The organism is Mesorhizobium sp. WSM4840 (assembly GCF_055811755.1).
Window position 1 is genome coordinate 318531 of sequence record NZ_JBVVQD010000003.1, and the last position, 13982, is coordinate 332512.

Here is a 13982-nt window from a genome sequence, read left to right on the forward strand (position 1 = left end):
ATCACTCTTATTTATTATTGACAGCGCTGCATCGTTCACTCATTCTGGCCCAAAAGCATTGAGGGGAAAAGACGGAGGAACAGGGGTGGAGACCGGCACTACAAAGCACGGTTCGCCCGAGGCAGCCGAGAGCCGCATTCACCGCGGCACCAACCAGAGCGGCATGCGTGACCACAATGAGCGGCTTGTGCTGTCGCTGGTGCGCCGGCACGGCAGCCTGGCCAAGTCCGACATTGCGCGCATGACCGGACTTTCGGCCCAGACGGTTTCGGTCATCATGCGTGAACTCGAGGAGGACAACCTCCTTGTCCGCCAGGCGCCGTTGCGCGGCAAGATCGGCCAACCTTCCATTCCGATGGCGCTCAATCCCGATGGTGCCTATTTCATCGGCCTGAAGATCGGCCGTCGCAGCGCCGAACTCGTGCTGATCGATTTTCTCGGCAATGTACGCTCGATGCTGCAGCATTCCTACCGCTATCCGGCACCGCGCGAGACGGTCGAATTCGTCACCTCCGGCATGAAGACGATGCGCGGCGAACTCACCCCGGCGCAGGACAAGCGCATTGCCGGACTTGGCATCGCCATGCCGTTTGAATTGTGGAACTGGGCCGATACGGCAGGTGCGCCGCGCGAGGTCATGGACGAATGGCGCCACCGAGACATCCGCGCCGACATCCAGGCGCAGTGCGAATTCCCGGTCTACCTGCAGAATGACGCCACCTCGGCTTGCGGCGCCGAACTGGTGTTCGGCAAGGCGGGCGTGGCGCGCGACTTCGTCTATTTCTATATCGGTGCCTTCGCCGGCGGCGGCATCGTGCTGAACGGTCACCTTTTCGGCGGGCCGACCGGCAATGCCGGCGCGCTGGGTTCGATGCCGGTGCCCGGACCGGACGGCAAGCCGACCCAATTGATCGACGTGGCGTCGATCGCCATGCTGGAAAAGGCGCTCAACGCGCGCGGCGTCGAAGCCTCGCATCTGTGGACGTCACCGGAGGATTGGGGCGAGATCGGCGTCGAGCTCGACGACTGGATCGCCTGCGCCTCGCAGGCGCTCGCCTATGCCATCGTGGCGGCGTCCTCGGTTATCGATTTCGAGACAGCGGTGATCGACGGATGGATGCCGAAGGCCGTGCGGCGCCGGCTCGTCGATGCCGTTATCGAAGCCATCGGCAAGATCGACGGTGAAGGCCTGAAGCTTCCGGACGTTCGCGAGGGGACTGTCGGCATTCATGCACGTGCCCTGGGCGGGGCCAGCCTGCCGCTTTCCGAGCGCTTCCTCATCGGTTCGACCACGATTTCCAGGAGCACCTGAATGCTGATCGGAATCCCGGCCCTGCTCGGCCCGGAGCTTCTGGCGATGCTGCGTGCCATGGGCCATGGCGACGAGATCGCCCTTGTCGACGGAAACTACCCGGCGAAGGAGCAGGCACACCGGCTCATCCGCGCCGACGGTCACCATCTTGTTCCGATGCTCGACGCCATCCTCAGCCTATTACCTGTCGATGACGCCGTGCCGGCGGCGCTGTTTCGCGCCTCGGTCAAAGGCGATCCCATGCTTGCCGATCCCGTTCATCACGAGATGGAGGCGATCTGCGCCACGCGCGCGCCTGGCCGCGAGGTGGTTGCGCTTGCCGGCGCCGACTTCTATTTACGGGTCAGGTCTGCGCACGCGATCGTCGCGACAAGCGAGCCGCGGCTCTACGCCAACATCATCATCCGCAAGGGTGTGATCTATCCGCCGGAGACCAGGAAATCATGATCCTCTGTTGCGGCGAAGCCCTGATCGACATGCTGCCACGCACCACGACACAGGGCGAGCCGGCCTTTGCCCCCTATGTCGGCGGCGCGGTCTTCAACACGGCAATAGCGCTCGGCCGGCTGGGAGCACCCGCCGGTTTCTTTTCCGGCCTGTCGACGGATCTGTTCGGCAGCCAGTTCAAGGACGCGCTGAGGGCAAGCCAGGTCAGTTCCACCTATGCGCACACATCGCCCCGGCCGACCACGCTCGCCTTCGTGCGGCTGGACAACGGCCACGCGACCTACACGTTCTACGATGAAAACACAGCCGGACGCATGCTGACCATCGACGATCTGCCGGAACTCGGCAGCGAGATCGAAGCCATGCTGTTCGGCGCCATCAGCCTGATCTCGGAGCCGGCCGGATCAGCCTACGAGGAATTCATGCGGCGCGAGCACAGCCACCGCGTCATGATGCTCGACCCCAACATTCGGCCGAATTTCATACCGGACAAGGCCAAGCATCTCAGGCGCATCCGCTCGATGATGGCCATGGCCGATGTCGTGAAGCTGTCGGATGAGGACCTAAACTGGTTCGGCGAAGCCGGCTCACACGAAGACGTCGTCCGCAACTGGCTGGATCGCGGTCCGACGCTGATCGTCGTCACCCATGGCAGCGAAGGCGCCGTCGGCTATACGAGGGATCACAAGGTCACGGTCGTGCCGGACAAGGTCGAGGTGGTCGATACGGTCGGCGCCGGCGACACCTTCAACGCCGGCATCCTGGCCTCGCTGCACGAGCAAGGCCTGCTGTCGAAGGAGGCGATCGCCAAGCTGCCGGAAGACGCCATCCACAAGGCGCTGGCGCTTGGCGCCAAGGCTGCGGCGGTAACCGTGTCGCGGGCCGGCGCCAATCCGCCCTGGCGGCATGAAATCGCCTGATTGGACGGCGATGCGCTGAAGGTGCGCTAAACATCGATCACTTTATGTTTCGCCCAGCCGAGCGCGTGCGACACAAGTGTCGTATCGTGCGCAACAAAGCCCCGGATTTCCGGCGTCCGACGCGGACCTGTCGGAATCAGAGGTAACAGGCTGCGACATTTGAGCAATTCGCGGCTTTGTTCGTGCAGCTTTCTCGGCCGCGCCAAGTCTGCTACCAGCGGCCGGTTATCTGGCTAGTACCGTTTTGAGGCCGACATGCAGTTCATCGATCTAGGCGCGCAGCGCGAACGAATCCGCGACAGGCTGAAAGCAGCCATCGACCGCGTCGTCGACGAGGGACGTTACATTCTCGGCCCCCAAGTTACCGAATTCGAAAACAAGCTCGCCGCCTATATCGGCACCAAGCATGTTGTCGCCTGCGCCAACGGCACCGACGCACTGCTGCTGCCGCTGTTTGCGGCCGGCATCGGCCCAGGTGACGCGGTGTTCGTGCCGAGCTTCACCTTCGCCGCCACGGCGGAAGTGGTGGCGCTGGCCAAGGCCGAGCCGGTTTTCGTCGATGTCGATCCCGAGACCTACAACATCGACATCGCCAGCCTCGAAGCGGCCGTCGCCATGATCAAGGCGGAAGGGCGGCTGAAGCCGAGGGCGATCATTCCCGTCGACCTGTTCGGGCTCGCCGCCGACTACGAGCCAATCATGGCCATCGCCAGCCGCGAAGGGCTGATGGTGATCGAAGATGCCGCCCAGGCGATCGGCGGCTCGATCGACGGCAAGATGTTAGGTTCGTTCGGCGCGGTCGGCTCGACCAGCTTCTACCCGGCAAAACCGCTCGGCTGCTATGGCGACGGCGGCGCGATGTTCACCAATGACGATGCGCTGGCCGAACAGCTCCGCTCGTTCGCCTTCCACGGCAAGGGCGAAACCCAATATGACAATGTCCGCGTCGGCATCAATTCGCGGCTCGACACGCTGCAGGCGGCGATCCTGATCGAGAAGCTGGCCATTCTCGAAGACGAGATGGTCGCCCGGCAAGCGGTCGCCAACCGGTATGCCGAAGGCCTCGGCGACATCGTCAAGGCGGCGCGCAACCTAGAAGGCAGCCGTTCGGCCTGGGCGCAATATGCCATCGAGACACCGATGCGCGACGGGCTGAAGGCACATCTTGGCGAAAAAGGCATCCCGTCGGTGATCTATTACGTGAAGCCCCTGCACAGCCAGATCGCCTACCGCAATTATCCGCGCACGCCGACAGGTCTTGCCGTCTCGGAAGAGCTGCCGAAGCGCATCCTGTGCCTGCCGATGCACCCTTATCTGAGCGAAGCCGACCAGGACCGGATCATCGAGACGATCCGCAACTATATCGGCTCGAATTCGGCGCAAATCGCCGCAGCATAGAGCCTCACAGGCGCGATCACCGGTATACCCTCCAGCAATACGCCGATCGCGGCATCGACAATGGGCATCAGCCGATCTCGCGCGTAGCGTCGAAGCGAAACTTCAATCTCCTTCACTGATTGAAGAATAGCCCATCGCGAAATTCCGGAAGAAAGGCCAATGACGGCATCTCGTTTCCGCGAGCTCGGGCACCAAGTCCTCCGAGGTCTCAGGTCTTGGCACCCACAGTCGCGACATCGGTAAGCGCAAATCCCGCATCTATGGTCAGGATCGGCGCCCGGTAGGATTTCGCGGTGGCATAATGGAAGCAGTCGGCAAGATTGAGCGCACTATTCCGTTCAGCGTCCGGATAGCGGTGCCGTCCATAGCGATCAAAGGCTTGCAGCGCGGCGGTCAACTCACGGCTCGAAATCGCCAGAACCTGGACCCCAGCCGCTTCAAGGAACTCCTGCACTCGCGCTTCAGCTTCTGCCATGGGAATGCGCTTTTTGCGAAACAGCCCAACAGTCGCCTCCCATGCAGCCACGACCGATGTGATCGGCAGCGGCGAGCGCGCGGCATCGAGCGCCGCCGCAAGGTCCTCGGCCTCAGGCTCTTCCGTCATAATGGCGAGGATTGCAGACGCATCGACGAACATCAGTAGTCTCCGCTGAGGTCATCGAAAAACGCCCTGTCCGCCGCAAGGCCGGTGTCCGGATAGGCCGCGATCTTTGCGCGCAAAGGCTTCAGCCGCTCCCACAGAGGGATCGCCTCCTCGGCACGGCGCAATTCGTTCTCCAGGGCCAGCTTCACGGCAGCCGTCTTGTTCAACCGCGTGCGCGCCGCCAGCTTTTCGGCAAGCCGGTTTACCTCTTCACTGCGAATGTTGAGCGGCATAGCGAATCTCCTGTGTGTAGACGTGAATATAATAATGCCAACACGTGATGGCAACCGTCCATCAGGAGAGCATAAGGTTTTGTGGGAGCGCTTCCGTCAGCAATTTCGAGGACGCGCTTGCATGGCGTCAGATTGGCCTGGCTACCTTGCCGCTGGCGATGAAATGCGGATTGGCGAAGTCCACGTCATCGCTCTGGTTGCGCTTGCCGTAGGCGAGCGGCTGACCATCGAGCGTGCGCGTTATGCCGCCTGCAGCGCGCAGCACCGCGTCACCCGCCGCGGTGTCCCATTCCATGGTGCGGCCGAAGCGCGGATAGACGTCGGCCTCGGCGCCGGCGACAAGACAGAATTTCAGCGACGAGCCGACCGAGACGATCTCGGCAGCGCCCACCGTGCGAATATAGGCTTCGGTCTCCGGCGTATTGTGGGACCGGCTGGCGACGACGGTCAGTGGCGCCACACCCGCCCTCACCGAGATCGGCCGACGGCCGATGATCTGGTAGTCACCATTGACATCGATTGCTTCCGCGCTGCCCGGTCGGCCGGAAAAGAAGCGTCCGGTGCATGGCGCGAAGACCACACCGATCTCCGGCACGCCGTGGCGAACGAGTGCGATGTTGACGGTGAAGTCGGTCCTGCGATTGACGAATTCCTTGGTGCCGTCGAGTGGATCCACCAGGAAGAAGGCGTCGTCGAGATCGGGCGGCACGATGCCGGCCGATGCCTCTTCCTCAGCCACGCAAGGGATATCGGGGAACGCCGCGCGCAGCCCGTCGAGAATGATCTTTTCGCTCTCGCGATCGGCCTCGGTCACCGGCGAGGCGTCTGATTTCTGGTCGACAGCGCAGCCGGCATCGAAGACGCGCATCACCTCTCGCCCCGCCGCCAAGGCAAGGCGCTCGAACACGCCGAGCATCGCTTCGTCGTCAGATGCCGCCGCCGCTATCATATTGGTTTTCGGCAATGTCGCGCTCGTTCAGCCAGAGTTCCAGGGCCTCTACCATCTCCTCGGCAGACCTGCCGAGTGTCTTGAGATGGATTTCGGGGTTTTCCGGGGCTTCATACGGTGAATCGACGCCGGTGAAATTTTTGATTTCGCCATTCAACGCCCGCGCATAGAGGCCCTTCGGATCGCGTCTGGCGCATTCCTCAAAGGGTGTGTCGACAAACACCTCGACGAACTCACCATTGGTCATCAATTCCCTGGCCATGCGCCGCTCGGCGCTGAATGGCGAAATGAAGGAAACAATGACGATCAGCCCGGCATCGGCCATCAGGCGCGCCACTTCCGCAACGCGACGAATGTTTTCGACACGGTCGGCGTCGGTGAAGCCAAGATCGCGGTTGAGGCCATGGCGGACATTATCGCCATCCAGGATGTAGGTATGCCGGCCGGTGGCGAACAGCTTCTTCTCGAAAAGGTTGGCGATGGTCGACTTGCCCGAGCCCGAGAGACCGGTGAACCAGAACACGGCAGGCCGCTGGTTCTTCAGATCGGCGCGGCCGTGCTTGCCGACATCGAGCGATTGCCAGTGGATGTTTTCGGCACGCCGCAGCGAATGCAGGATCATGCCGGCGCCGACCGTGGCGTTGGTGATGCGGTCGATCAGGATGAAGGCGCCGGTCGTGCGGTTCTCGGCGAACGTATCGAAGGCGATCGGCGCCCGCGTCGAGATGTTGCAAATGCCGACCTCGTTCATTTCGAGCGACTTGGCCGCCTCATGGGCAAAGTCGTTGACGTTGACGCGGTATTTCAGGTCGGTGACGGTTGCGCTGGTCTGATCGGTCTCGGTCCGCAGGATATAGGAGCGGCCCGGCAGCAGCGCGTGCTCGTCGAACCAGACGATGTTGGCGGCGAACTGATCGGCGACCTGCGGCCGCGCCGACGGCGACACCAGCATATTGCCGCGCGAGACCTCTACCTCGTCGTCGAGGACAAGAGTGATGGCCTGGCCGGCCACCGCTCGGCTCAGATCGCCGCCATGCGAGACGATGCGCCTGACATGAGAAGACTTGCCGGATTTGGCGACAACGACCTCGTCGCCTGGTGAGACGGAGCCGGACGCAATCGTGCCGGCAAAACCGCGAAAATCAAGATTGGGGCGGTTCACATACTGCACCGGAAAACGGAACGGCAGTTCGACAACGGCTTCATCGACCGACACGGCTTCCAGATGCTCGATCAGCGTCGGCCCGGAATACCACGTCGTCTCGTCCGAGCGGCTGGTGACGTTGTCGCCGTAACGGGCAGACATCGGGATGGGCACGATCGTGTCGAAGCCGAGCTTGTGCGAAAATTGTCGATAGTCTTCGATGATCCGTTCGAACACGGCCTTGTCGAAGCCGACGAGATCGAACTTGTTGACGGCGAGCACGATGTGCCGGATGCCCAGCAGCGAGGCGATGATCGAGTGACGCCTTGTCTGGCGCAGCACGCCTTGCCGGGCGTCGATCAGAACGATGGCCAGATCGGCGGTCGATGCGCCCGTCGCCATGTTGCGCGTGTACTGTTCGTGGCCGGGCGTGTCGGCAACGATGAATTTGCGTTTCGGCGTGGCGAAAAAGCGATAGGCGACATCGATGGTGATGCCCTGCTCGCGCTCGGCCTCGAGGCCATCGACCAGCAGCGCGAAATCGACGTCGTCGCCCGTCGTCCCGTGCTTGCGCGAATCACGCTCGAGCGCGGCAAGCTGGTCCTCGAAAATCTGCTTGGTATCCGAAAGCAGGCGCCCGATCAGCGTCGACTTGCCGTCGTCCACCGAACCGCAGGTCAGGAAGCGCAGCAGCGACTTTTGTTCCTGCACCGCCAGGTAGTCACGAATGCCGTCGGTGGGCGCGAGGCTCTCGGCCGTGATGTGGCGCATGCTCAGAAATACCCCTCGCGCTTCTTCTTTTCCATCGAGCCGGCTTCATCACGGTCGATCAGGCGGCCCTGCCGTTCGGAGGTGCGCGCCGTCAGCATTTCGCCGACAATGGCCTCCAGCGTATCGGCGTCGGATTCGATCGCGCCGGTCAGCGGATAGCAGCCGAGCGTGCGAAACCGCACCAGCCGGTTCTCAACCGTCTCGCCGGGACGCAGTTCCATCCGGTCGTCATCCTTCAGAATGAGCATGCCGTCGCGTTCGACGACCGGTCGCTCCTTGGCGAAATAGAGCGGCACGATCGGGATGTCTTCCTGGAGAATATACTGCCAGATATCGAGTTCGGTCCAGTTCGACAACGGAAACACCCGGATCGACTCACCGGTCGCGATGCGGGTGTTGAATATCTTCCACATCTCCGGCCGCTGGTTCTTCGGATCCCAGACGTGCTGGGTGTTGCGGAAGGAGAAAATCCGCTCCTTGGCGCGCGATTTCTCCTCATCGCGCCGCGCCCCGCCGAAGGCTGCATCGAAGCCGTATTTGTCGAGCGCCTGCCGCAGCGCCACCGTCTTCATCACATGCGTATGGGTGTTCGAGCCATGGTCGAAGGGATTGATGTTGTCACGCACACCATCGGCGTTGACGTGGACGAGGAGATCGAAGCCGAGCTTCTGCGCCATCTGATCGCGAAACGCGATCATTTCGCGGAATTTCCAGGTCGTGTCGACGTGGAGAAAGGGAAAGGGCGGCTTGGCCGGATAAAACGCCTTCATCGCAAGATGCATCAGCACCGAGGAATCCTTGCCGACCGAATAGAGCATGACCGGCTTGGCGAAGGCCGCCGCTACCTCGCGAAAGATATGGATGGATTCAGCCTCAAGCCGCTGAAGGTGCGTAAGCGCGATATTCATGGACTGTAAGCGTTCTCTCGTGCCAATCCAGACCTTGCATCGATGCATCAGGCGCAATTTTCAGCGGCCCGGTTCAAGCTTCACTTCTGGACAATGTGTCTTCGTGCGGGCCTTCTAGCAGATCGCCATCGTTTATAACAATGCAAGACAGACCTGCCCTGGAGTGGTTCGGGAATGAATTTTCCACGCGGGGACCAGAACCCGAAAATTCCTGCTCAGCGGGCTGATGGGCTTGGCGGCCCAAGAAAAATATTCTTGAAGGGCCGAGATCAGCCTGTGCGGGCTGGGACAATCGCAATCCTCTCTGGACGCGGTCCTGATGATCTTCCTGGTTTCAGGGACATTTCCTGGGTCAGGACCTACCTACCTGCCGCTGATGGAAGATCGGAGCCGTCGCCAAGAGGCGCTACGACGAAGTTCCGATCGGAACAAACAACTTGTCACCGTTGTGGTCGATCTCGATCAATTCGTTCTTCTGGGCCGAACGGCCTGCAAATCCTTTGTGGAAGATAATGGCGTTCATAAAGGCGAACGTCATTGCAAGCGCCTCGGTCCGCAATGGATAATCGACGAGTGAATGGATGAGAAGAAACGACACCGAGAGAAACGCCGCCTTTTGAAGGGGATCGCGGCGAACTTTAGTAAGTGCCATAAAAAGCATTATGAAATAAAGCGCCATTAACAGAACAGCAAGAGCTCCGCCTTCGAAAGCTATTTCAAGATATTCATTGTGAGCATGATTTACATATTTCTTGAAAATCATCTCTTCCTTTTCATATATCTGGTAGGCCTTTTGAAAATTTCCAAACCCAACGCCGGTTGCCCAATTCTCTTTGATCCCCTCGATGGTGGTGCGAGCAAACTCTCCTCGCCCGAAAGCTGGATCAATCGCGTCGGCCTCGATCTTCGTCCATGCGCCTATCGTATAGGCCGAAAGTCCTATGAAAACAGCAAGGATGCTGAGCCGACTCGCCCTGGAACGCGCTGAAAGAAAGACTATCGACAGCACGGTGATCGCTAATCCGATCAGAACGCCGGCACGCGAACCGGCGGCCAACAGGAGCAGCAAAAGCGTGGCCAGCCCGAGCGATCCGGACAAAAGATGTCCTCGGAACAGACCGTAATAAGCGACAAAGGGGACAGACACAAAAAGCAACGCCGCAAAATGATTCTGGTTGGCAAAAAGCCCGGCATTGATCGTGAAAGGCAACAATCCCTCTATGGCGATGTCATCCGAGAGCGAATATTGAATCGCGCCTGCCAAGCCGTTGCAGATAACACCCATAAAAAAGAACGGCAGAAGCGCACGGACCTGCTCGGCACGCAAACGCAATACGCTCAAGAAAAACGCTGCCAACGCCACCAGATACAGCAGAGATTCGATCGTCCGTCCAACACCGACACTGACGAACCGAACTCGGGTTTCTCCAACCAGCCCGGAATCTGCGAGCAACTGCTCCGGTCGCAATCGGCTGAATATCGCCGCAGGCAGCGGAACGATTTGCAAAATCACCAGCGCCACAGCGGACATAAGCAGCCACAGAACAGAATGGGGGATCCTTTGGCCGGAGGTCTGTGAAAAGACCGCCGCCGCCGAGACAATTGCCGCGACCTCAATCAGCGTGTCCGTGTAAAGGCCGCTTGCAGTGCCACCGCCGATCAGCAGCGATATAAACAGAACCGATCCGAGGAGATATTTATCCCATTCCGATGGCCGGTCGCTCAAGATGAAAGTCTCTCGATGCTCAATTTGTGCATTACCAGCGTGCCGACATATCGAAAGCGCCAGCTCTCGGCAATGGCGGCAGTTTCCAGCTTCAATAATTGCATGGGGCACCCAGCCGGTCCAACCGAAAAATCCAGACTGAGCGCCTTACGATTATATGTACCCTCCGGAATATTGAACCGCGCTATTTCACCAGCAGACCCCACGCACCTGATCGACCAGAACAACTCCTTTGGAAGCTTCAGGTTGCTTGCAGACGCAGCCAGGGAAATCTTATAGGAGCCTGGAGGCAGTTGGATATACTGCTGAAGAGCCGTGTTCTTGACGGGCGTATTCAGGAAGCGGACCGTCGCTCCGCCCTCACCTTCGACCGCATCTCGGGATGTTGCAAACGTAACTTCCAGGCCAGACTGATTGCCGACCTGCCAATCAAAAGGCCTGCCGCGAGATACCGGTTCAAATGTGCCGTTGAAAATGTACCCGCCCAATTTCCGTTCCTGATCGGACAGACTGAAAAGAAACAACCGATACGCTTGTTCATATTCTTTGTGACCAATGTACCCATTGATCACAGCGGACACTTCGCTCGAGTTTGGTGGCGCATCTGATCCAGTCAAATCGAGCAGCAGCCGATTTGCGAAATCGAGCCCGTCGGGGGTTTGGCCCAGCGCGACCAACAGATTGGCTCTCCAGGGCGCCGCGGCCCTGATGGCTGCCAGCACAGCCTGGTATCCATCGGGGTTCGAGAGGATTGTCGGCAGCCCCTCGGCGATTTCAGGAAATTGATCTGGCCATCGCCGCAGCAAAATGTCGATCTCGCCGACGGCCTTTGACAGATCGCCCGTTTCGATCGAGCGGCCTATCGACCTCTGGAGCGCGTGGATCTCGGTCTTGGATAATTTTCGAGCTTGATCGAAAAATTCATAGGCCTGGTCTTTTGCACCCTGTCGGTACTTTATCTCGCCGATCAGGCTGTAGAGACGTGCGTCCGCAAGGTCAAAGCGAAGCGCGCTTTCGGCCCTGGCAAGCAATGCGTCGAGATCTGGAGCGTTGCTTGTATCGTTCAGGTCGTCGGTAATCTCACCTATGAAGGCATTGACGTTCAGCGGATCCAGCGCGAGGGAAACGGTTGGCGTTTCGGTTTCAAGAAATCGACTTAGCCCGATCGACGAAGCCGCCAACGCTAGCACGGATGCGACGAACCAAACGCCTGAACGCCGGAGATTTTGCATAAGCGGGCTGGTCTGCTCCGTCATCGACTTTGCCCTCAATTTTCGTGGTGCCGTAGTCGTAATACTGGTAGTTCATATATTTGTAGGCGTAGTTATAGTCGAACTTGTTCACTGCAAACTTCGACATCGCGGCTCCGACCACATTCGCGCCGGCGGCTCGCAGGCGCTTCAACGCCGTCTTCGCCGACTTGCGTGTCACCTGATTGGTAGAGATGACCATCAATGTGCCCTCGGCAAGCCGGCTGAGGATGGGCGCATCTGAAAGGCCGACGATCGGCGGGGCATCGATTATGACAAGATCGAAGCGCTTGCCGAGATTGGTAATGATCAGCGCCATCTTCGGCGAAGAGAGCAGGTCCGCGGGGTTCGGCGGGATCGTTCCGGAGGTCAGAACGGTCACATTAGGATGTTTCGTCGCCCTGAAAATGCTTGCCAAATCCTCCTTGCGGACGGTGTTTGTCAGCAGATTGCTCAGTCCGATTGTGTTGTCGAGGCCAAACAGCCGATGAAGGTTGGGCTTTCGCAGATCGCCGTCGACAATGAGAACCCTTGCACCGAGTGCTGCAAAATCCTGCCCGAGTTTGAAAGAGGTGGTCGACTTGCCTTCTGACGGCTCCGCACTCGTGACCAGCAACGATCGCGGTGCGCCCTCAGCACCGGAGAATTGCAATGACGTTCGAAGCGAACGGTAGGCTTCGGACAGTCCTGATTTCTGATCGGCGATGCTGGCTATGAGTTCCCGGTCATCGACAAGCGGCAGGATGCCGAGCATCGCCAATCCCAATTCCTTTTCGATCTGCTCAGGATTGGTGAAGGTGTTGTTCAGCAACTCGATGATATAGATAATTGATGCGCCCAAAGCCATGAAAAGAAACAGAGCGATCGCAACATTGATGATCAAGCGCGGAGAATAAGGGCTGTTGGGCGGGGTGGCGAAATCGACGATCGCGGCACTTTGTGTCTTGAGCTCTGAGCTCACGCCAACCTCGTTCAACTTGGCAATAAGGCTGTCATACTGGGAGCGGTTTGAATCAACTTCTCGCTTCAAGATCGTGTATTTGATGTTCTTATCGTTGAAGATGACCTGCTGCATCTCCATCTCGGCAAGCTTTGACTTGAGGTCGGCCTCCTTGTTCTGGGCCTCCTGGTATTTCTGCCGCAGCGAATCGGTTATAGTCAAAACGCCATTGTGATAAAGCCGCTGCAGCTCCTTGATCTGCGCCTGAAGCTGCTGCATCTCTGGAAAGCCAGGCTTCAAAATGCCCAGCTTCTGCTGATACTGGCTGGTCAAATCCGACAGCTTCTCGGTGATCTTCTGCAGACCTTCGCTCTCCAGGACGGGGCCGAGGCTCGCCCCGCGACCTTTGTCTATCTGATCCACCATCCGACCGGCATCGAGACGTTCCTGGATTGCCGTCGCGAGAGCGGTGTTCAGAGTCTCGATATTCGACCCTATCAGCGATTTCTCGTCGCCGGTGATCGTGATGCCTACATCCTTTGCGTAAGCGACGAGTTCCTCCTCGGACTTCTGCAGCTTTTGCTTCACCTGCAAAACCTGTTCCTGGATGAATTGCCGTGCCAGGTCTGAGGTTTCGCTGGTCTGATCGAGGCGCTGGTCGATAAAACTTTGCGCGACCTGATTGGCTATATCAGCTGCATATTTCGGTTTCTGGTCGGCAAACGTAATCGACAGCAGGCTTGTATTAGAGATCAGATTGACCGTGAGGTCACCTCGAACGCGACCGATTGCAATCTTCTCACGTTCCTCCGGGGTTGTCTCTTCAATGGAAGGCGATTTGGAAATTCCGAACGCACGATAGAAAATATTGCTAAGCGAAAAGTTCGGGGTCGGAAACAGGAAATCCGGCTTTTCGCTAAGCCCTAGTTGGAACACCACGCGCTGCGCCAAAGCCCGGCTTTTCAGCTTTTCCCGGGTGGTTAGAAAGACCAGATAGTCGTCGCCGGCTTCAGAGACCACTTCAATGTCCTTGAAGACCTTGGCCGAAGGAACCAGCACTTCCAATTGCGCTGTTGCCCGATATTTTGGCGTCTGCATCATGGTAACGACGATGCCGGCGACAAGCCCGCCCGCCAACATCATGACGATCAGCCACCGATACTGGACAACGTAAAAAAACAGCTTGAGCGGATTGAAGCCCTCGTCCTGCTCCGCGTAATCGCGACCGTACGGGCTATAGTTTTGCGCACCGTCATAATACAGGTCGGCAGACAAGGCTTGGCCATGCCCTGGGCCTGCGATTTGATGCTGCCTGTTACGATCGAGCATTGCGTGACAACC

The 13982-nt window shown here is 59.0% G+C and carries 12 protein-coding genes; 4 read left to right on the top strand and 8 right to left on the bottom strand.

Annotated elements, in window-relative coordinates:
* Positions 1-85: 85 nt before the first annotated feature.
* From AC0L3I_RS07150 to AC0L3I_RS07165, 4 genes are all read left to right on the top strand, one after another.
* The gene (locus tag AC0L3I_RS07150; protein WP_473526425.1) at positions 86-1312 is read left to right on the top strand and encodes an ROK family transcriptional regulator; all 1227 of its coding nucleotides are present in this window, start codon (positions 86-88) and stop codon (positions 1310-1312) included.
* Positions 1313-1759, top strand: coding sequence for an RbsD/FucU family protein (locus AC0L3I_RS07155; protein ID WP_473526426.1), 447 nt, complete (start codon positions 1313-1315; stop codon positions 1757-1759). It begins immediately after the preceding gene.
* The gene (locus tag AC0L3I_RS07160) at positions 1756-2679 is read left to right on the top strand and encodes a carbohydrate kinase family protein (protein ID WP_473526427.1); all 924 of its coding nucleotides are present in this window, start codon (positions 1756-1758) and stop codon (positions 2677-2679) included. Before AC0L3I_RS07155 ends, AC0L3I_RS07160 begins: the two co-directional genes overlap by 4 nt.
* Before the next feature lie 255 nt (positions 2680-2934).
* A complete protein-coding gene (locus AC0L3I_RS07165; protein WP_473526428.1) occupies positions 2935-4077 on the top strand; it encodes a DegT/DnrJ/EryC1/StrS family aminotransferase in 1143 nt (380 codons plus the stop codon).
* 208 nt (positions 4078-4285) lie between these two features.
* Here AC0L3I_RS07165 and AC0L3I_RS07170 read toward each other — a convergent pair whose 3' ends face one another.
* The 8 genes from AC0L3I_RS07170 to AC0L3I_RS07205 all read right to left on the bottom strand — a co-directional run bounded on the left by AC0L3I_RS07170 (position 4286) and on the right by AC0L3I_RS07205 (position 13970).
* Positions 4286-4714: a PIN domain-containing protein gene (locus AC0L3I_RS07170; protein ID WP_473526429.1), complete on the bottom strand. Its 429-nt coding sequence runs from the start codon at positions 4712-4714 to the stop codon at positions 4286-4288.
* On the bottom strand, positions 4714-4953 hold the full coding sequence (locus AC0L3I_RS07175; protein WP_292407872.1) for a type II toxin-antitoxin system VapB family antitoxin: 240 nt from the start codon (positions 4951-4953) through the stop codon (positions 4714-4716). The genes AC0L3I_RS07170 and AC0L3I_RS07175 overlap by 1 nt, the downstream gene beginning before the upstream one ends.
* A 127-nt stretch (positions 4954-5080) precedes the next feature.
* Complete coding sequence (gene cysQ, locus AC0L3I_RS07180) at positions 5081-5869, bottom strand: 3'(2'),5'-bisphosphate nucleotidase CysQ (protein ID WP_473526513.1); 789 nt, start codon at positions 5867-5869, stop codon at positions 5081-5083.
* A gap of 10 nt (positions 5870-5879) precedes the next feature.
* Positions 5880-7817 carry a sulfate adenylyltransferase subunit CysN gene (cysN, locus tag AC0L3I_RS07185; RefSeq protein ID WP_473526430.1) on the bottom strand — a complete coding sequence of 646 codons (1938 nt, stop codon included), beginning with the start codon at positions 7815-7817 and terminating at the stop codon, positions 5880-5882.
* A 2-nt stretch (positions 7818-7819) separates the two neighbouring features.
* Positions 7820-8725 (bottom strand): sulfate adenylyltransferase subunit CysD, encoded by a 906-nt coding sequence (cysD, locus tag AC0L3I_RS07190; RefSeq protein WP_473526431.1) that lies wholly within the window; start codon positions 8723-8725, stop codon positions 7820-7822.
* A gap of 406 nt (positions 8726-9131) precedes the next feature.
* Positions 9132-10451: an O-antigen ligase family protein gene (locus AC0L3I_RS07195; RefSeq protein ID WP_473526432.1), complete on the bottom strand. Its 1320-nt coding sequence runs from the start codon at positions 10449-10451 to the stop codon at positions 9132-9134.
* On the bottom strand, positions 10448-11707 hold the full coding sequence (locus tag AC0L3I_RS07200) for a tetratricopeptide repeat protein (RefSeq protein WP_473526433.1): 1260 nt from the start codon (positions 11705-11707) through the stop codon (positions 10448-10450). Before AC0L3I_RS07200 ends, AC0L3I_RS07195 begins: the two co-directional genes overlap by 4 nt.
* Complete coding sequence (locus AC0L3I_RS07205) at positions 11595-13970, bottom strand: GumC family protein (RefSeq protein WP_473526434.1); 2376 nt, start codon at positions 13968-13970, stop codon at positions 11595-11597. Before AC0L3I_RS07205 ends, AC0L3I_RS07200 begins: the two co-directional genes overlap by 113 nt.
* Between the last annotated feature and the right edge of the window lie 12 nt (positions 13971-13982).

What these genes read in the sequence shown, in the direction of transcription:
- AC0L3I_RS07205 (WP_473526434.1), bottom strand. Translation starts at nt 13,970, where the DNA reads ATGCTCGATCGTAACAGGCAGCATCAAATCGCAGGCCCAGGGCATGGC.
- AC0L3I_RS07200 (WP_473526433.1), bottom strand. Translation starts at nt 11,707, where the DNA reads ATGACGGAGCAGACCAGCCCGCTTATGCAAAATCTCCGGCGTTCAGGC.
- AC0L3I_RS07165 (WP_473526428.1), top strand. Translation starts at nt 2,935, where the DNA reads ATGCAGTTCATCGATCTAGGCGCGCAGCGCGAACGAATCCGCGACAGG.
- AC0L3I_RS07170 (WP_473526429.1), bottom strand. Translation starts at nt 4,714, where the DNA reads ATGTTCGTCGATGCGTCTGCAATCCTCGCCATTATGACGGAAGAGCCT.
- AC0L3I_RS07160 (WP_473526427.1), top strand. Translation starts at nt 1,756, where the DNA reads ATGATCCTCTGTTGCGGCGAAGCCCTGATCGACATGCTGCCACGCACC.
- cysN (WP_473526430.1), bottom strand. Translation starts at nt 7,817, where the DNA reads ATGCGCCACATCACGGCCGAGAGCCTCGCGCCCACCGACGGCATTCGT.
- cysQ (WP_473526513.1), bottom strand. Translation starts at nt 5,869, where the DNA reads ATGCTCGGCGTGTTCGAGCGCCTTGCCTTGGCGGCGGGGCGAGAGGTG.
- cysD (WP_473526431.1), bottom strand. Translation starts at nt 8,725, where the DNA reads ATGAATATCGCGCTTACGCACCTTCAGCGGCTTGAGGCTGAATCCATC.
- AC0L3I_RS07175 (WP_292407872.1), bottom strand. Translation starts at nt 4,953, where the DNA reads ATGCCGCTCAACATTCGCAGTGAAGAGGTAAACCGGCTTGCCGAAAAG.
- AC0L3I_RS07155 (WP_473526426.1), top strand. Translation starts at nt 1,313, where the DNA reads ATGCTGATCGGAATCCCGGCCCTGCTCGGCCCGGAGCTTCTGGCGATG.